The sequence below is a fragment of the Halomonas sp. GFAJ-1 genome, assembly GCF_000236625.2.
GTDB lineage: Bacteria > Pseudomonadota > Gammaproteobacteria > Pseudomonadales > Halomonadaceae > Vreelandella.
On sequence record NZ_AHBC01000040.1, the window covers coordinates 184,722 to 201,899 of the forward strand.

Below are 17,178 nucleotides of genomic sequence, written 5' to 3' on the forward strand. Positions count from 1 at the left end.
TCATGAGCATGGATCGGATTCAGCATTGGGTCTCAACGTTACGCACTGAATGGCCATTCAAGCTGCGTATGCGCTTGTGGCCACTTGTTATCGGCGTACTGTTCCTATGCTGTATGGCGACGGGGCTAGCTGTCGTGACGACCACACATATGACGAGGGTTCAGTTTGCTCAACTTCAACAGCTGGAGCAGGAGAAAAACCAGCTGCAAACGGAGTGGGGGCAGCTGCTGCTTGAAGAGGGCGCTTGGTCAACCCCAGCGCGGATCGAACAAATTGCCACGGAACGGCTAGATATGCGTATTCCCGATGTAAATGATGTCGAGGTCATCCGGCCATGAATCGGCAGCGGCGGGGTGGGATGTCCCGGCAACTGCCGGTTGCGCCTCCACTGGCTGGCGGGCGTTTCCTATTCATATTGATTATCGTGATTTTAGCGTCGAGTATTCTGATCGGGCGAATTACGCTTCTGCAAGTTATCGACCGTCCTTTCCTTCAGAGTCAGGGGGATGCACGCACCCTGCGTCATGAGGCAATTCCTTCCCACCGGGGGATGATTACCGACCGCAATGGCGAGCCCCTGGCTATCTCGACGCCCGTCGTCACGCTTTGGGCTAACCCCCAAGAATTGCCCAGTGATGGCATTCAGCGCTTTATGCTGGCCCAGGCGCTAGGGTGGACGCCGGATGACTTTGAGTCTCGGGTAGCACGCTTTAGCAGCCGAGAGTTTATGTATCTGCGCCGCCAAATGACGCCAGAAGCGGCGCAGCGCATTCTTGATCTGCGAACGCCAGGGGTTTATCCCCAGCGGGAATATAAACGCTACTATCCCGCCGGTGAAGTGGCCGCTCAAGTGTTGGGTGTTACCAACGTAGATGACGTTGGCCAGGAGGGTTTGGAGCTTGCCTATCAGCCTTATTTAGCTGGGCGTCCGGGCCAGCGTCGGGTAATTAAAGACCGCCGGGGGCGGCTGGTGCGTGAGCTTGGGGTGATTCGTGATGCCCAACCAGGTGGTGAGCTAACGCTCGCGATTGATCAGCGCATCCAGTATATGGCGTATCGAGAGCTGCGTGCCGCTGTTGCCGAACATGAGGCGGATGGTGGTGTGCTGGTGATGCTCGATGCCCGCACAGGTGAAGTGTTGGCGATGGCGAATTTGCCTTCTTACAACCCTAATAACCGGGCAGGGCTCGACCCCCGAGGTTTGCGAAATCAGGCGTTAGTGGACGTGTTCGAACCCGGTTCGGTCATGAAGCCGCTAGCGATGGCGGCTATTCTGGAAAGCGGGCTAGTGGACCGAGATGTAGTTGTTGACACCTCGCCGGGTTGGATGCGAATCGACCAGTTTACCATCCGCGATTTTCGTAACTACGGCGACCTGGATCTGGCTGGGATTTTAGAGAAATCGTCCAATATTGGTATGTCTCGTCTGGCGCTTCAGTTGAGCGATACGGCCATTTGGGAAAAGTATAACCAGCTAGGCTTGGGGCAAAGCCCCGGCACTGGCTTTCCAGGCGAGTCGACGGGTAGCTTGCCCGCGCCGGTTCGCTGGTCGCGTAGCGAGCGGGCCGCATTATCCTATGGCTACGGGCTTTCGACATCAGCACTACAGCTAGCCAGCGCCTATACAGCTCTGGCGAATGGTGGAGAGCGTTTACCACCTTCATTGTTAAGGCTGTCAGAGCCTCCCAAAGGAATTCCTGCTATTTCACCTAGTGTGGCGAATGACCTTTTAGACGTTTTAGAGACGTCGGTAGGTGCCTACTCGGGCGGCCGTCGCGCACGAGTTGAAGGATATCGTGTGGGCGGCAAAACTGGCACGGTGCGTAAAACGGGTCAGCAGGGCTATATTGCCGATGCCTATCGCAGTGTTTTTGCAGGCATTGCGCCGATTTCAGACCCGCGTATTGTTACCGTGGTGATGATCGACCACCCCAAGGCAGGTGATTTTTACGGTGGAGCAGTGGCAGCACCGGTATTTTCAAGTGTAACGGGCAATGCGTTGCGGTTACTGGACGTACCGCCTGATCATGAGGTCGAATAGCGTTGAAGGAGATTGCATGACGTTGCACCCAGACAATTTATGGCGGGCATTAAAACAGGTGTGGCCGAGTGCCGTATTGCCTGAGATTGAGGCGCGATTGCCTGAAAAATTTCATTTAATAACGGATTCCCGCCAACTGAAAGTCGGTGATGTGTTTGTGGCAGTGCCGGGAAGCCAGCAGGATGGACGAGCATTTATTGAGCATGCGCTTGAGTCCGGCGCATCGTTAGTATTGGCGCACACCAAGCAGAGCAGCGTCACCTTAGAGGACCGCGTGCTCTACTTGCCGCATCTCTCTTTGCGCCTTGGTGAGTTAGGCAAGGCGCTGTTTGAGGTGCCTAACGATTTACAAGTCATTGCGGTTACTGGCACTAACGGTAAAAGCTCAGTTACCCACTATATTGCGGCCTTGAGCGAATTGTTAAACACGCCCGCAGGGGTTGTCGGCACTTTAGGCGTTGGCCGCCCTGGTCAATTAGTAGAAAGCGGGCTTACGACACCTGGCCCTCTGGCACTTCAGCATATTTTAGGCGATTTAGCGCGGCAAGGGGTAAAGCGCGTTGCGCTTGAAGCTTCCTCCCATGCATTGGATCAATATCGTTTAGAGGCGGTTGATGTTGATGTAGGCGTTTTTACCAATCTAACCCGCGATCACCTGGATTATCACGGCAGTATGGCCGCGTACGCCGCAGCTAAAGCCAAGCTTTTTCGCCGCGCCGAGCTAACGCTTGCCGTGGTAAACGCCGATGATCCTTTAGCACGCCTGATGCTAGCAGGGTGCGAGAGTAACGTGCGTGTACTGGCTGCGGGTCGTGATGAGGCAGTGACGCTACGTGTACTTGATTGGCATCCCCATGAGCAGGGGCAGCAAGCGCTCATTGCTACGCCTGAGGGTGAAAAGGCCCTTGATCTTAGTCTCATGGGTCGCTTTAACTTAGACAACGTGCTGTTGGCAATGGCTGTGCTCTATGGCTTAGGGGAGTCGCTTGATCGCTTGTTTGAAGTGGCGTCAACGCTCGCACCAGTACCAGGGCGAATGGAACTCTATCGAGCAGCTGGCGGGCCAAGTGTCGTGATCGACTATGCCCACACCCCGGATGCCCTGCACAATGCACTGGACGCACTTAAAGCGCACCTAGGCGGAAGCGAAGGCAAGTTGTGGTGTCTTTTTGGTTGCGGTGGTGATCGTGATGCGGGCAAGCGTGCTGAAATGGCTGCGGTTGCCGAGCGCATCGCAGACCATATCGTCATCACCGACGATAATCCCCGCTTTGAGTCTGCCGAGGAAATTCGCCGCCAAATTATTACGGGTCTCTCACCGGATACCCCTTTTACCGAGCAGGGTGATCGCCGCGCAGCTATTGCCCATGTAATTCAGCAGGCAGGTCCGCAGGATGTGGTGCTGTTAGCAGGCAAAGGTCACGAGGCCTATCAGGAGATAGCGGGAGTTCGCCATGCTTATCAAGATGAAGAGCAGGTGCTAAAAGCTTTGGCGTTAAAAGACTTAGCGGCCACAGGTGCTGGGCAGTGAGTTGGACGTTGGGGGATGTTGCGGCGGCACTCAATCTTTTGTCGCCATCGTTGCCCGAGCTACCGTTAACCGCGGTGGTGACGGATACTCGCCAGATTGTGCCGGGCTGCTTGTTTGTCGCACTCAAAGGGCCACGTTTTGACGGCCATGAGTTTCTTGAGCAAGCGTACGCGCAGGGCGCGGCGGCCGCGTTAGTAGAGCAAGAGGCGAGCAGCGCTTTACCGCAATTAGTGTGTGCTGATACCCGCCTGGGGCTAGGTCTGCTGGCGCGGGCATGGCGTCATCGCTATCAGCTGCCTGTCGTCGCAGTGACGGGTAACAGTGGTAAAACGACCGTCAAAGAGATGGCCGCTGCGCTGTTAGCACCTCTGGGCGAAGTGCTAGCAACAGAGGGCAACTTAAATAACGATTTTGGTGTGCCGTTGACGCTACTGCGGCTTACTCCGGCTCACCAGGCGGCAGTTGTGGAGCTTGGGGCGAACCATCTAGGTGAAATTGCCTGGACCAGCCAGCTAACGGCGCCTGATGTTGCCATTATTACGAATGTGACCGGAGCCCATGTAGGCGAATTTGGCGGTATGGGCCAGATTGCCCAGGCGAAAAGTGAAATTTTATCGGGCTTAAGCGCCAACGGCGTGGCAGTGCTCAATAGAGAAGATCGCTATTTCGCTTTTTGGGCAGCTTGCGCTGCCCCGCGTCGCGTTATCAGCTACGGCTGGGACAGTCATGCAGATGTGTACGCCGATGCCCTTTCCTGTGACCCACAGGGGCGGTATGCTTTCACGCTTGTTTATCAAGGGCAGGCGCTTGGTAATGTCTGTTTGCCGCTGATGGGTAAGCACAATGTTAGCAATGCCCTAGCTGCCGCTGCTGCGGCACTTATGGTTGGCGTGGCGCCAGCAAAAGTGGTGTCGGGCCTGTCGCGCTTGCCCTGCCTGCCAGGGCGCTTGAGCAGTGTGCCGGGTTTACGTAATGCCACACTGCTAGATGACACGTACAACGCCAACCCTGGTGCGGTTAAAGCGGCATTAGAGACGCTGGCAAGCTTTCCTGCTCCGCGTTGGTGTGCTCTGGGGGCGATGGGGGAGCTTGGGCAGGCATCTGAAACACTGCATGCTGAGATTGGCCGCTTTGCTGCCTCGCTTGGCATCGAAACGCTGCTGACGTACGGTGATGCCGCGCGTTCAGCCAGTGACGCCTTTGGTCGCGGGCTGCATTTTGACGACCACGAGACGCTTGTGCGTCATATTATTAATACGTTGCCGCCTGACACCACGCTGCTGGTGAAAGGGTCGCGGAGCGCGGGCATGGAAAATGTCATCGCCGCGCTGCGTTCGGATAAATAAGGTAAACGCCGTTCATGTTACTTCACCTGGCGAATTTTTTAGCCCAATATCAAACTGCTTTTCAGGTTTTTAACTACCTTACGTTACGCGTTATTTTGGCCGCACTGACTTCCTTGATGCTTTGCCTATGGCTAGGGCCGTGGGTCATTCGACGATTAGTAGAAGGTCAGATCGGGCAAGCGGTTCGCGATGATGGCCCTCAGTCGCATCTTTCTAAGGCAGGTACGCCCACCATGGGTGGCGCCATGATTTTGCTTGCCATCGCGATCAGCACACTAATGTGGGGAGATTTAACCAACCATTATGTGTGGGTGGTGTTGGCAGTAACCCTGGGCTTCGGTGCGATTGGCTGGGTGGACGACTACCGTAAAGTGGTTGAAAAAAATCCCAGAGGCCTGCCTGCACGGTGGAAATATTTTTGGCAATCGGTCGTCGGTTTGGGCGCTGCTATCGTGCTTTACGTCACGGCGTCAACGCCAGTGGAAACCAGTCTGCTAGTGCCCCTCTTTAAAGATGTTGCCCTCCCTCTGGGTGTGTTCTACATCGTGCTGACCTACTTTGTGATTGTGGGTAGCTCTAATGCCGTTAACCTGACAGACGGCCTAGATGGCCTGGCCATTATGCCAACGGTGCTGGTGGCCATGGGGCTTGCCGTGTTTGCCTATGCCAGTGGTAATGCGGTGTTTGCCAACTATCTCCATATTCCCTTTATTAATGGCACCGGCGAACTGGCAATATTTTGCGCCACTATCGCAGGCGCAGGGTTAGGGTTCTTATGGTTTAACACCTATCCCGCCCAAGTATTTATGGGGGATGTTGGTGCACTAGCCCTTGGTGCAGCGTTGGGTGTGGTGGCGGTAATTGTTCGCCAAGAAATCATCTTGTTCATTATGGGCGGGATTTTTGTACTGGAAACGGTATCGGTCATTCTCCAGGTTGCTTCTTATAAAATGACAGGCAGGCGTATTTTCCGCATGGCGCCGCTGCATCACCACTATGAGCTTAAAGGTTGGCCAGAGCCCCGGGTTATTGTGCGCTTCTGGATTATCACCGTTGTGCTGGTACTGCTCGGTTTAGCCACGCTGAAAGTCCGTTGATGAGTCGAGTAGTAACAGAGTGCTAATGGCGTGTTGTGTAAAGGAGCCAGATCAATGGTGCAAGTAGCACATGGAATGACCGTCGTGGTTGGCCTGGGAATATCAGGGCGGGCTATCTGCCGCCATCTAGCGCGTAACAATACCCCCTTTATGGTGGCTGATACCCGTAAAGCCCCACCGGGGTTGGATGACTTTTATGCTGCTCACCCAGGCATCACAGTGCACTGCGGCCCTCTAACCGCTATCGATTTTACGCATGTCCATGAAGTGGTAATAAGCCCAGGGGTAGACCCCCGCACACCTGGCCTTGAGGGGTTATTGACGCGCCGTAACACAGCTACCGATGAGCCAGTGTTGATAGGTGAGATCGCCCTTTTTACCCGTGCTGTTAACGCCCCAATCGCCGCGATTACTGGCTCCAATGCGAAATCTACGGTAACCACTCTGTTAGGCGAAATGGCCGCCTGCTCGGGTGTATGTGCAGCGGTTGGAGGTAATTTAGGAACGCCTGCTCTGGACTTGTTGACGGAACACCCTGATGCCGATCTCTATATTTTGGAGCTTTCCAGCTTTCAGTTGGAAACCACGCCCTATTTAGGCGCTGCCTCAGCAGCCTTTTTAAATATTTGTGAAGATCATTTGGATCGCCATGGTGATATGGCGGGCTATCAGGCCGCTAAGCAGCGGATCTTCTTAGGTGCGAAGCACGCCATTATCAATGCCGATGACCCTCTTACTTGGCCACAAAATGAAGTCGCAAGCCTGGAAAGCTTCACCTCAGCGCCGCCGAAAGGAGATGAGTGGGGGCTGGTAAATATAGATGGGCACGTCATGCTCGTTCAAGGAAGTGACCCATGGCTCCGCGCCGACGCACTAACCGTTGCAGGTCAGCATAACTATATGAATGCTTTGGCTGCGTTGGCAATGGGCAGAGCACTTGGCTTTAGCAAGCAGTCAATGTGTGAAGCGCTTTGTGCATTTAAAGGGTTAGCCCATCGCAGTGAAACTGTGGCTAACATCAACGGGGTGACGTGGGTAAACGATTCAAAAGGCACCAACGTAGGTGCCACCCTTGCTGCGATCAACGGCATTAGTGCGACGCTGACAGGAAAGCTGATTTTATTGGCCGGTGGTGTTGGCAAAGGCGCAGACTTTACACCACTGGCGGCGCCGCTAGCAGGGTGTGCCAGGGCGGTATTGCTGTTTGGTGAAGATGCGCCACGTTTATCTGCTGCGCTCTCTGCCTCTAATAACGTTCGTCAGGTCAATAATTTGTTCCAGGCTATGGAGGCTGCTTGGCAAATAGCCCAGCCAGGTGATTGCGTGTTGCTTTCCCCCGCCTGTGCAAGCCTTGACCAATTTGCCAACTACCAAGAACGCGGCGATGCATTTCGGGGCTGGTTAGCAGGCAGGCAGGTTGAGGTGAACCCATGAGTCGGCTAGAGCGTCTGCGGGAATCGCTAACCACGCGCCACTACCCCTGCGATATTTGGCTCATCATATCGGTCATTGGGCTGGCGGGGCTGGGGTGGGTCATGGTTAGCTCCGCTTCCATAGGCTTATTGGAAAACAGTTATTACTACTCTCGCCAGCACGGTATTTTCTTAGTGATATCCATACTGGCATGCCTGGTTATGATTAGCGTGCCGCTGGAGGTTTGGCGCCAAAATGCGGCGTTACTACTGCTCGCCAGTATTTTTATGCTTGTTTTAGTGCTTATTATCGGCCAAGAGGTCAATGGCAGTAAGCGCTGGATTTCATTACCTGGGCCGCTGCCAAGCTTACAGGTTTCCGAGTTTGCCAAACTGGGCCTGATTTTTTATATGGCGGCGTTCATGTCGCGCTTTACCTACGAACTTCGTCAGCGCGCTTTTAGTATGTGGCGCCCGTTAGCCGTCTTGGCAATACCAGCGGGGCTGCTTTTTTTGGCGCCTGATTTTGGTGGCATGGTGGTTTACACCGTCTGTGTTATTGGCATGCTAATGATGAGCGGCGCATCGCTGACGCTGTTGTTGGGCAGTGGCGGCGTATTGGCATCAGGCGCTGTCATGATGGTGGTGATGGAGCCTTATCGTTTAGCCCGCTGGACAAGTTTTTTAGACCCCTGGGCTGACCAGTTTGCCACTGGGTATCAGTTAACTCAGGCACTCATTGCGTTTGGTCGAGGGCATGTTACCGGGACGGGGTTAGGTAATAGCGTTCAAAAGCTTCACTATTTGCCAGAAGCGCATACTGACTTTATTTTTGCTGTGGTCGCAGAAGAGCTGGGCATGATTGGTGCCATTATTGTTGTGCTGCTGTTCACGGTCTTTATTACTCGGACGATGTGGATTGCACGCCGAGCAGAGCTGGCAGGCCATATGTTTGGTGCCTACGTTAGCTATGGCATCGGTTTTATTATTGCTGCGCAAGCCTTTATTAACATGGCGGTCAGTGCTGGGTTACTACCCACCAAAGGCTTAACGCTTCCGCTGATTAGCTATGGCGGTTCAAGTTTATTGGTCACCGGCCTGATGGTGGGGTTGCTGCTTAGAGTGGATGCGGAAACACGTCATCGACCGCGCCGTACGCCTACGCCTTACAAGCCTCGTCATGAACCACGGTTATCGTAATTATTTAAGGAGTGGTGTGTGACAACGAATTCACGTCGGCGCATTTTAATTATGGCTGGGGGAACCGGAGGCCATGTTATCCCCGCGCTCTCGTTGGCTCGTGCATTACAAGCCCATGATGTTGACGTTGAGTGGTTAGGTAGCCCTAGAGGCATCGAGAATCGCCTAGTTCCCGAAGCGGGTATTCGGCTGCACACGATTGCGATTAGCGGGTTGCGTGGTAACGGGGCAAGTGGTTGGCTGAAAGCACCGCTTAATCTCTCGCGGGCTGTAATGCAGGCGCGCCGTGTAATAAATACCTTTAAGCCCCATGTGGTTGTTGGGTTGGGCGGTTTTGCTAGCGGGCCAGGCGGGCTTGCTGCATGGTTGTCTCGCGTTCCGTTAGTGATTCATGAGCAAAATGCTGTTGCTGGTTTGACCAATCGGGTTCTTTCCCGCTTGGCAACGCGCACCTATGCGGCTTTCGCTGAGGCGTTTGGGCCCCGTGCTGAGGTGATTGGCAACCCAGTGCGGGAGGATATTGCTGTCATAGGAGAGCAACCCCGCGCTGCTGCCACCATGAGTGCCCGGCCGCTTCGCTTACTGGTAGTCGGTGGGTCGCTGGGTGCCGTGGCGCTAAATGAGCGATTGCCGTCGGCATTAGCTGCGATGGCGCCAGAGTTGCGCCCAAACGTGCGCCATCAAGCGGGTAAGGAGCGTGATGAGCTTACGGCACAAGCATACGCCGAACAGGGCGTCGAAGCAGAAGTAAGTCCGTTTATTGATGATATGGCAGCGGCCTATGAGTGGGCTGATCTTGTGGTTTGTCGAGCAGGTGCGCTCACGGTTGCAGAGCTTGCAGCGTCTGCAAAGCCTGCCCTTTTAGTGCCGTTTCCTTTTGCTGTTGACGATCACCAGCGTGTCAATGCTGAGGTTTTGGTGAAGGCGGGGGCTGCCGTTTGTGTTGTGCAGGCAGACCTCACGCCACAGCGCTTAACTGACTATTTAAATGAATTATTAACCCCAGACAGGTTAGCAGAGATGGCCTCCAAAGCCCGTCAGGCGGCTTATTTGGATGCTACTCGGCGCTTAACAGATGGCTGTCTGTCGTTAGTAAATCAAGGAGAAACTGCGTGACCGATATAGCTAAGAGTACGTCTTTACGAGATGTTCGCCCAAGCGGTCCAGGTATGCGCCGCATTAAGCGGCTGCATTTTGTGGGCATCGGTGGCGCAGGCATGTGTGGTATTGCAGAAGTGTTGGCAAACCAAGGGTATAGCGTCAGCGGCAGTGATGTGAAAGCGTCTACTGTGGTAGAGCGCTTGCGTCAGTGCGGTGTGTGTGTGGCGATTGGGCATGCCGAAGAGAATGTCCAAGGTGCTGACGTTGTTGTAGTGTCTAGCGCAGTTGACGAAACCAATCCCGAAATTCGCTGGGCCCATGAGCACCGTGTGCCCGTGGTTCGTCGTGCAGAGATGCTGGCTGAGCTTATGCGCTTTCGTCATGGCATTGCTGTGGCGGGGACTCATGGAAAAACCACCACCACAAGCCTTACTGCCACGCTGCTGGCGGAAGGTGGCTTAGATCCAACCTTCGTTATCGGCGGAAAGCTCACCAGTGCAGGTGCTAATGCGCGTCTGGGAGAGGGAGATTACCTGGTCGCTGAAGCCGATGAATCAGACGCGTCGTTTTTACACCTGCAGCCGATGGTGTCGATTGTTACCAATATCGATGCTGATCATATGGCTACTTATGGCGGTGACTTTGAGCGGCTGAAAAATACCTTTATCGAGTTTTTGCACAACTTGCCGTTTTATGGGCTAGCTGTGCTCTGTGTAGATGACCCGCATGTGCGCGGCCTGCTTGAAAGGGTGAAGCGACAGTTTGTGACCTACGGGTTTGATAGCGATGCCGATTACCGCATTGTTGATTTTAGCCAGCAGGCCGGAGAAGTGTCATTTACTGCTTTGCGGCCAGGTGGCGCGGCACCGCTAGCTGTTCGGCTGGCCATGCCAGGTCGGCATAACGCATTAAACGCCATGGCGGCCATTGTGGTCGCCACTGATGCGGGTGTTAGCGATGAGGCTATCTTGCGTGGCCTTGCCAGTTTTGCCGGGGTGGGTAGGCGCTTTCAAGTCCATGGTCATTTTCCGACGCCTAAGAGCACCGGCGAAGTCATGCTGGTAGATGACTATGGCCACCATCCCCGTGAAGTGGATATGGTTATTCAGGCTGTTCGCGCTGGCTGGCCGAAGCGCCGCTTGGTCATGCTATACCAGCCACATCGCTATAGCCGTACCCGCGATCTCTATGAAGATTTTGTTAGGGTGCTCTCGCAAGTGGACACACTTATTTTGCTGGACGTGTATAGCGCTGGTGAAGCAGTAATCCCAGGAGCCGAAGGGCGCACGTTAGCCGGCTCTATCCGCCAACGTGGCGATGTTGACCCGCTGTTTGTAGAACACAAGCAAGAGCTTCCTGCGTTGCTGGGCAATGTATTGCGTCCGGACGATATTTTAATTACCCAAGGGGCTGGCGACGTGGGCGGCATATCGCTGCGTTTAGCGCAGGCCAAACTGGTGTTGGACGAGGTTGAGCTATGAGTGCCCAAGTATCCCAGGCAGATCGCTTAGCGCGGGTGGTTGTGGTCTACGGTGGACGATCCGCCGAGCGTGAAGTATCGCTTAAAAGCGGTGCCGCTATTTTGGATGCCTTGAAGCGGCAAGGGATTCAGGCAATCGGCTACGACCTGCGAGAAAATGGCTTAGTTGGCCTTGAACAATTGGCTCCCACGGCTGTATTTGTTGCTCTGCACGGTCGTGGTGGTGAGGATGGTACTTTCCAGGGAGCGCTGGAGCTTTTAAATATTCCCTACACTGGCAGCGGTGTTTTAGCCTCCGCTCTAGGTATGGATAAACAGCGCACAAAGCAGGTTTGGCAAGCGGTGGGCTTGCCAACACCAGAAAGCATTACGTTGAATGCTGAGTCAAATTGGGCGTCGGTGGTCACCCAGTTAGGGCTGCCGATGATGGTAAAGCCCGTCCACGAAGGCTCCACGCTGGGTATTAGTATCGTTAAAAGCCAAGAAGAGTTGGTGTCAGCCTACCATGCTGCAACCAAGTACGATGCCCGTGTCATGGCGGAGCGGTTTATTGTCGGTGAAGAGTACACCGTTGCACTGCTGGGTGATGAAGTACTCCCTGCGATACGCGTCGAGGTGCCGGGAGGTTTTTATGATTACGAGGCTAAATACATTGCCAATACCACCCAGTATCATCTTCCTTGTGGTTTAGAAGCCCAGGATGAACAAGCGCTAGCATCGCTTTGCCAACAAGCATTTGCAGCCATTGGTGGTGAGGGCTGGGGGCGTGTCGATGTTATGAGGGATGCTGATGGCAAATTCTGGCTAATCGAGGTCAATACCGTGCCAGGAATGACCGACCATAGTTTGGTACCTCAGGCGGCTGCGCATGCTGGGATTGGTTTTGATCAGCTGGTAGTGCAGATACTGCAGACTGCTGGCAAACAGAGCTCATCATGAAGATGGCCTTATGAAAAGGCGTAATGCGTGGTTAGGTATCATTCTGCTGGCGCTCTTACTAGGCGCTGGCAGTCGCGCGCTTTGGCTCTGGCTAGACCGCCCTATCGAGCGGGTCTCGATTCGAGGGGAGTGGGACTATGTCAGTGCTGATTACTTACGCACCCAGTTAGCGCCGCTCGTGCAAAACTCCACATGGCTGTCCGCCGATTTGGGCGATCTTCGCAGTCGTGCCCTAGCCATTGGCTGGTTAAACGAAGTGCGTATTTCCCGAGAGTGGCCCAATGCGTTGGTTTTTGAGCTGGTTGAACAAGTGCCGGTGGCTCGCTGGAATGACGATTTTTTGCTTAATCCTCAGGGGGAACCCTTTGCGTTTGCCCCGCTGACAGCTCCTTCAGGGTTGCCCGATCTTGCGGGCCCGGTAGGTAGCAGTGAAGAGGTGCTTACTTTTTATCATCGGCTAACCCCGCATTTTGCGAACTTATCACTATCGCTGGCGCAACTACGTTTAGAGCCACGAGGGGCGTGGCGATTACAGTTAGATAATGGGGCGTGGGTGATGTTGGGCAGGCGTCAGCATGAAGTACGCCTGGCGCGCTTATCTGCCTCCTGGCAGCGGGAGTTATCCCAGCTTAGCGAACATATTCGTTATATCGACCTGCGTTACCCTAATGGCGTCGCTGTAGCTTGGCATGGCGAGAGCGATTTTGAAGATAATGCAGAGTAATAGGCTGTCTACAATGTGTAAAAAGCAGGTAAATGTGACCGGTTACCAACACTGAAACTCACTGATAGGGTTTTAATTGCCCGTTAAGCCCATTATCGTGGGCATGGACTAGTCGTATTGCGACTATTGTTTCTATACTATGTCTCTATCGGTAATTTTGTGGGTTTTATTTATTCCTTTTGGCTTTTTAGCTGCATTTTATCGATCAACATTTAACAATGTTTTGGTTGACGCCCATTGGAATCTTTGCCGAGCTAGCGTCATCCATTAATAAGACAACTTTTCAAATTACGATAAGGAGATTTTCCGACTCATGGCAGGCTCACCCAATGCATCCAATATGGTTGTCGGGCTGGACATTGGAACGTCCAAGGTCGTCGCGATAGTCGGTCAACCCACCGATGATGGCGGGATCGAAATTGCGGGAATCGGTTCTCATCCATCGCGTGGTATGAAACGCGGCGTAGTCATTAATATTGAATCAACGGTCCAGTCTATTCAACGAGCCGTTGAGGAAGCTGAGTTGATGGCTGGCTGCGATATTCATTCTGTCTATGTTGGCGTTGCCGGTAGCCATATTAGTTCGATGAACTCAGATGGCGTGGTAGCCATCAAAGAGCGTGAAGTAACGCCATCGGATATTGAGCGTGTGATTGACTCAGCTCGCGCCAGAGCTGTCTCGGAAGGGCAGCGGGTATTACATGTTCTGCCTCAAGAATTCTCAATCGATGCGCAAGGTGGCATCCGTGAACCGCTGGGTATGTCGGGCGTTCGGTTAGAGGCGCAGGTGCATCTTGTCACTGCTGCATTAAACGCGGTGCAAAACATTGAAAAATGTGTGCGCCGTTGTGGCCTAGATGTTGATGCCATTATTCTTGAGCAGCTTGCTTCCAGTATGGCAGTGCTCACTGAAGATGAGCGCGAACTGGGCGTTTGTATGGTCGATATTGGCGGTGGTACCACTGATATGGCTATATTTACCGAAGGGGCAATTCGCCATACTGCAGTGATACCCATTGCCGGTGATCAAGTCACTAATGACATCGCAATGGCGCTGCGTACGCCTACCCAGCATGCTGAAGAAATTAAAGTAAAATACGCCTGCGCGCTGACTCACCTCGCAGCAAGTGATGAAATGATTAAAGTACCCAGTGTAGGGGATCGTCCATCGCGAGATTTATCACGCCAGGCATTAGCCGAAGTGGTAGAGCCGCGCTACGAAGAACTCTTTACACTGGTAAGAGACGAATTACGCCGTAGTGGTTATGAAGACATGGTAGCCGCTGGGGTTGTGCTTACCGGTGGCACCTCGCGCATGGAAGGCGTTAGCGAACTAGCAGAAGAGATTTTTCATATGCCGGTTCGTATTGCCTGCCCGCAAAATGTGAGGGGGTTGGCGGACGTGGTGCGTAATCCTATTTATGCAACGGGCGTTGGCTTGCTACATTATGCCTTGCAGGAAATGCGACATGGGCAAGGCCTAGAAAGCCATGGGGGAGTCGTTGCCGCGCACAAAGGGCGTAACGAGCTTGCCCGGCGTGATAGCAAGGAAGGCAATCCAGCGCTGGCGAAAATTAAAGGCTGGTTCAAAGGAAATTTCTGACAGGGCCGCAAGCGCGGTTCAGGAGACGGGGCTTATGTTCGAATTGGTAGATAACGCACCCTCGAGCAGTGCGGTCATCAAAGTGGTCGGCGTTGGCGGCGGCGGCGGTAATGCTGTCAACCACATGGTCGAGAGCAACATCGAAGGCGTAGAGTTTATTTGCGCCAATACCGATGCCCAGGCGCTTAAACGCGTATCCGCAAAAACGGTTTTGCAGCTTGGTAGTGAAATAACCAAAGGGTTAGGCGCTGGCGCCAATCCAGAGGTTGGACGCCAAGCTGCCATGGAAGATCGAGACCGAATTGCTGAGCTGTTAAATGGCGCTGATATGGTGTTCATTACCGCTGGCATGGGTGGTGGTACAGGTACTGGCGGGGCACCGGTCGTTGCTCAGGTGGCCAAAGAGCTGGGCATTTTGACGGTGGCTGTGGTGACCCGCCCCTTCCCGTTTGAAGGGCCTAAGCGAATGCGCGCGGCAGAAGAGGGCATGAAAGAGCTCTCCGAGCACGTGGACTCACTAATCACTATTCCTAACGAAAAACTACTTTCAGTGCTCGGTAAAAATGCCACACTGCTCACCGCGTTTAGTGCCGCCAACGATGTATTGCTGGGCGCGGTACAAGGTATTGCCGAACTGATTACCAGCCCGGGTATCATTAACGTCGATTTCGCTGACGTGCGTACTGTTATGTCTGAAATGGGCATGGCGATGATGGGTACCGGCGGTGCTACCGGTGAAAACCGTGCGCGTGAAGCGGCTGAAAAAGCTATCCGTAGCCCGTTGCTGGAAGATATCGATCTGCACGGCGCTCGCGGCATCCTGGTAAATATTACGGCAGGGCCTGACTTATCGATTGGTGAGTTCAACGATGTAGGGGCTACCGTTCAAGAGTTTGCTTCACAGGAAGCCACTATCGTCGTCGGGACCTCCATTGATATGGAAATGTCTGATGAGCTGCGGGTAACGGTTGTTGCAGCTGGCTTGGATGGCAGCAAAGCAAAGGCGGCCACGCGTGAGCCTGCACGTCGCTCAACAGCTGAATCATCTGATTACCGCAAGCTCCAGCAACCAACCGTTATGCGTCAGCAGGCGACGGCTCGCGCCGAAGCACCTGCACCGGCTGCTAAGCCTCGGCCAGAAAAGCGTCGCGCCTCAGAAGCAGACGATTATCTGGACATCCCTGCTTTTTTGCGCCGTCAGGCGGATTAAGCCGCGTTGAATGTATCGCTGCTACAGCAAACGAGAGTTTTATTGGTTAAAGCGCTTGTTTGCTGTTAAAGTGAACACTGTTTGATAACTTTCCTTTTGCGGTATTTGCTGTTTTTTGAGCCGATAACCGCCGACATTAGAGCTCGACCACTGCCCATGATCAGACAACGCACACTACAAAACGTCATCCGCGCCACTGGAGTGGGTCTGCACTCTGGCAAAAAAGTCCACTTGGCTTTGCGTCCGGCGCCGGTAAATACAGGTATTGTGTTCGTCAGAACCGATTTAGATCCCGCGGTGCATGTGCCCGCTCGCGCAGAGTTGGTCGAAGATACAACGCTGTGCACCGCGCTTTCTAACGAAGGTGTAAAAGTGGCAACGGTTGAACATCTAATGTCAGCTTTTGCGGGATTGGGTATCGACAACGCATATGTAGATGTTAGTGCTCCTGAAGTGCCCATTATGGACGGCAGTGCTAGTCCATTTGTTTTTCTGATCCAGTCGGCGGGCATTCTTGAGCAGGATGCGCCTAAGAAGTTTATTCGCATTAAGCGTCGCGTCGCGGTGAGCGATGGCGACAAAGAGGCCGTTTTTCTGCCGCATCAGGGCTTCAAAGTTGCGTTTGCCATCGATTTTGACCACCCCGTATTTGATCAACAAAAGCAAACTGCACTTATTGATTTCTCGACGACGTCGTTTGTTAAAGAAGTCTCCCGCGCGCGAACTTTTGGCTTTATGCGCGATTTAGAGTTTTTGCGCTCTAATAATCTAGCCCTCGGCGGCAGTCTTGATAATGCTATCGTGGTTGACGACTACCGTATCGTTAATGAAGGCGGGCTACGTTATGAAGACGAGTTCGTCAAACATAAGGTGCTTGACGCGATCGGCGACCTTTACCAGCTAGGCTATAGCCTGATTGGTGAGTTCCGTGGCATAAAGTCGGGTCATGCCCTTAATAATCAGCTTTGCCGTGAGCTAATGGCGCAGCCTGATGCCTATGAGATCGTGACGTTCGAAGAAGAGAAAGCCGTTGCGCCTATCTCCTACTCGGCGCCTGCCATGGCATAGTAAATCGTGTGGAACGCATGGCTGGTTGAAAAACCTGATGTGTGCCCCATCTTATAAAGCACCGCTTAGGCGGTGCTTTATGCATTTCGGGTACGCATTTTAGCAAAAATCCGCGTAAACCCTCGCCCGATTGAGGGCGGGGATACAAGCGGGCAGCGCGCTAGCGCTGCAGGAGTTGTAGTTTCGTATTTATCTGGCACTATACATTCATACAGTCAACGAGTTGAAGCCGTTGTGTTAACAGCCACCAAAGTACGCATCTACCCCAGCCCCGAACAGGCTGATTTCTTGAATCAGCAATTCGGGGCGGTGCGGTTTACGTACAACAAGGCACTGCACATTATCAGCTCGCAGTACAAGCGCCATGGCACCAAGCTGCGCGCTAAGAAAGACCTCAAGCCGTTGTTGGCGGTGGCGAAGAAGTCT

At 53.6% G+C, this 17,178-nt stretch carries 15 protein-coding genes; all 15 read left to right on the top strand.

What is annotated here, in order from left to right:
• Nucleotides 1–2: 2 nt before the first annotated feature.
• Nucleotides 3–338, top strand: a complete 336-nt coding sequence (gene ftsL, locus MOY_RS12050) for a cell division protein FtsL (RefSeq protein ID WP_009100067.1) — start codon at nt 3–5, stop codon at nt 336–338.
• Nucleotides 335–2,041: a peptidoglycan D,D-transpeptidase FtsI family protein gene (locus tag MOY_RS12055; protein ID WP_009100069.1), complete on the top strand. Its 1,707-nt coding sequence runs from the start codon at nt 335–337 to the stop codon at nt 2,039–2,041. The genes ftsL and MOY_RS12055 overlap by 4 nt, the downstream gene beginning before the upstream one ends.
• 16 nt (nt 2,042–2,057) lie before the next feature.
• Nucleotides 2,058–3,572, top strand: coding sequence for a UDP-N-acetylmuramoyl-L-alanyl-D-glutamate--2,6-diaminopimelate ligase (locus MOY_RS12060; protein WP_009100070.1), 1,515 nt, complete (start codon nt 2,058–2,060; stop codon nt 3,570–3,572).
• A complete protein-coding gene (locus MOY_RS12065) occupies nt 3,569–4,918 on the top strand; it encodes a UDP-N-acetylmuramoyl-tripeptide--D-alanyl-D-alanine ligase (protein WP_009100072.1) in 1,350 nt (449 codons plus the stop codon). The genes MOY_RS12060 and MOY_RS12065 overlap by 4 nt, the downstream gene beginning before the upstream one ends.
• Nucleotides 4,919–4,932: 14 nt before the next feature.
• Nucleotides 4,933–6,015 (top strand): phospho-N-acetylmuramoyl-pentapeptide-transferase, encoded by a 1,083-nt coding sequence (gene mraY, locus MOY_RS12070; RefSeq protein WP_009100075.1) that lies wholly within the window; start codon nt 4,933–4,935, stop codon nt 6,013–6,015.
• Between the two features lie 54 nt (nt 6,016–6,069).
• Nucleotides 6,070–7,449: a UDP-N-acetylmuramoyl-L-alanine--D-glutamate ligase gene (gene murD, locus MOY_RS12075; RefSeq protein WP_009100077.1), complete on the top strand. Its 1,380-nt coding sequence runs from the start codon at nt 6,070–6,072 to the stop codon at nt 7,447–7,449.
• Nucleotides 7,446–8,627 (top strand): putative lipid II flippase FtsW, encoded by a 1,182-nt coding sequence (ftsW, locus tag MOY_RS12080; protein WP_009100078.1) that lies wholly within the window; start codon nt 7,446–7,448, stop codon nt 8,625–8,627. Before murD ends, ftsW begins: the two co-directional genes overlap by 4 nt.
• 18 nt (nt 8,628–8,645) lie before the next feature.
• Nucleotides 8,646–9,743, top strand: coding sequence for an undecaprenyldiphospho-muramoylpentapeptide beta-N-acetylglucosaminyltransferase (gene murG, locus MOY_RS12085; protein WP_009100081.1), 1,098 nt, complete (start codon nt 8,646–8,648; stop codon nt 9,741–9,743).
• A gap of 53 nt (nt 9,744–9,796) precedes the next feature.
• Nucleotides 9,797–11,209, top strand: coding sequence for a UDP-N-acetylmuramate--L-alanine ligase (gene murC, locus MOY_RS12090; protein ID WP_235803705.1), 1,413 nt, complete (start codon nt 9,797–9,799; stop codon nt 11,207–11,209).
• Entirely contained in the window at nt 11,206–12,147 is a 942-nt protein-coding gene (locus MOY_RS12095; RefSeq protein WP_009100084.1) for a D-alanine--D-alanine ligase, read from the top strand. Before murC ends, MOY_RS12095 begins: the two co-directional genes overlap by 4 nt.
• Before the next feature lie 10 nt (nt 12,148–12,157).
• Complete coding sequence (locus MOY_RS12100) at nt 12,158–12,871, top strand: cell division protein FtsQ/DivIB (protein WP_009100086.1); 714 nt, start codon at nt 12,158–12,160, stop codon at nt 12,869–12,871.
• Nucleotides 12,872–13,184: 313 nt separating this feature from the next.
• Nucleotides 13,185–14,474: a cell division protein FtsA gene (ftsA, locus tag MOY_RS12105; protein WP_009100088.1), complete on the top strand. Its 1,290-nt coding sequence runs from the start codon at nt 13,185–13,187 to the stop codon at nt 14,472–14,474.
• Between the two features lie 34 nt (nt 14,475–14,508).
• Nucleotides 14,509–15,684: a cell division protein FtsZ gene (gene ftsZ, locus MOY_RS12110; RefSeq protein WP_009100091.1), complete on the top strand. Its 1,176-nt coding sequence runs from the start codon at nt 14,509–14,511 to the stop codon at nt 15,682–15,684.
• 156 nt (nt 15,685–15,840) lie between these two features.
• A complete protein-coding gene (lpxC, locus tag MOY_RS12115) occupies nt 15,841–16,752 on the top strand; it encodes a UDP-3-O-acyl-N-acetylglucosamine deacetylase (protein WP_009100094.1) in 912 nt (303 codons plus the stop codon).
• 234 nt (nt 16,753–16,986) lie between these two features.
• The coding region (locus tag MOY_RS16980; protein WP_158003270.1) for a helix-turn-helix domain-containing protein at nt 16,987–17,178 on the top strand (192 nt) is incomplete at its 3' end.

What these genes read in the sequence shown, in the direction of transcription:
- murC (WP_235803705.1), top strand. Translation starts at nt 9,797, where the DNA reads ATGCGCCGCATTAAGCGGCTGCATTTTGTGGGCATCGGTGGCGCAGGC.
- mraY (WP_009100075.1), top strand. Translation starts at nt 4,933, where the DNA reads ATGTTACTTCACCTGGCGAATTTTTTAGCCCAATATCAAACTGCTTTT.
- MOY_RS12095 (WP_009100084.1), top strand. Translation starts at nt 11,206, where the DNA reads ATGAGTGCCCAAGTATCCCAGGCAGATCGCTTAGCGCGGGTGGTTGTG.
- MOY_RS12060 (WP_009100070.1), top strand. Translation starts at nt 2,058, where the DNA reads ATGACGTTGCACCCAGACAATTTATGGCGGGCATTAAAACAGGTGTGG.
- ftsW (WP_009100078.1), top strand. Translation starts at nt 7,446, where the DNA reads ATGAGTCGGCTAGAGCGTCTGCGGGAATCGCTAACCACGCGCCACTAC.
- MOY_RS12100 (WP_009100086.1), top strand. Translation starts at nt 12,158, where the DNA reads ATGAAAAGGCGTAATGCGTGGTTAGGTATCATTCTGCTGGCGCTCTTA.
- ftsL (WP_009100067.1), top strand. Translation starts at nt 3, where the DNA reads ATGAGCATGGATCGGATTCAGCATTGGGTCTCAACGTTACGCACTGAA.
- ftsZ (WP_009100091.1), top strand. Translation starts at nt 14,509, where the DNA reads ATGTTCGAATTGGTAGATAACGCACCCTCGAGCAGTGCGGTCATCAAA.
- MOY_RS12055 (WP_009100069.1), top strand. Translation starts at nt 335, where the DNA reads ATGAATCGGCAGCGGCGGGGTGGGATGTCCCGGCAACTGCCGGTTGCG.
- lpxC (WP_009100094.1), top strand. Translation starts at nt 15,841, where the DNA reads ATGATCAGACAACGCACACTACAAAACGTCATCCGCGCCACTGGAGTG.
- murD (WP_009100077.1), top strand. Translation starts at nt 6,070, where the DNA reads ATGGTGCAAGTAGCACATGGAATGACCGTCGTGGTTGGCCTGGGAATA.
- ftsA (WP_009100088.1), top strand. Translation starts at nt 13,185, where the DNA reads ATGGCAGGCTCACCCAATGCATCCAATATGGTTGTCGGGCTGGACATT.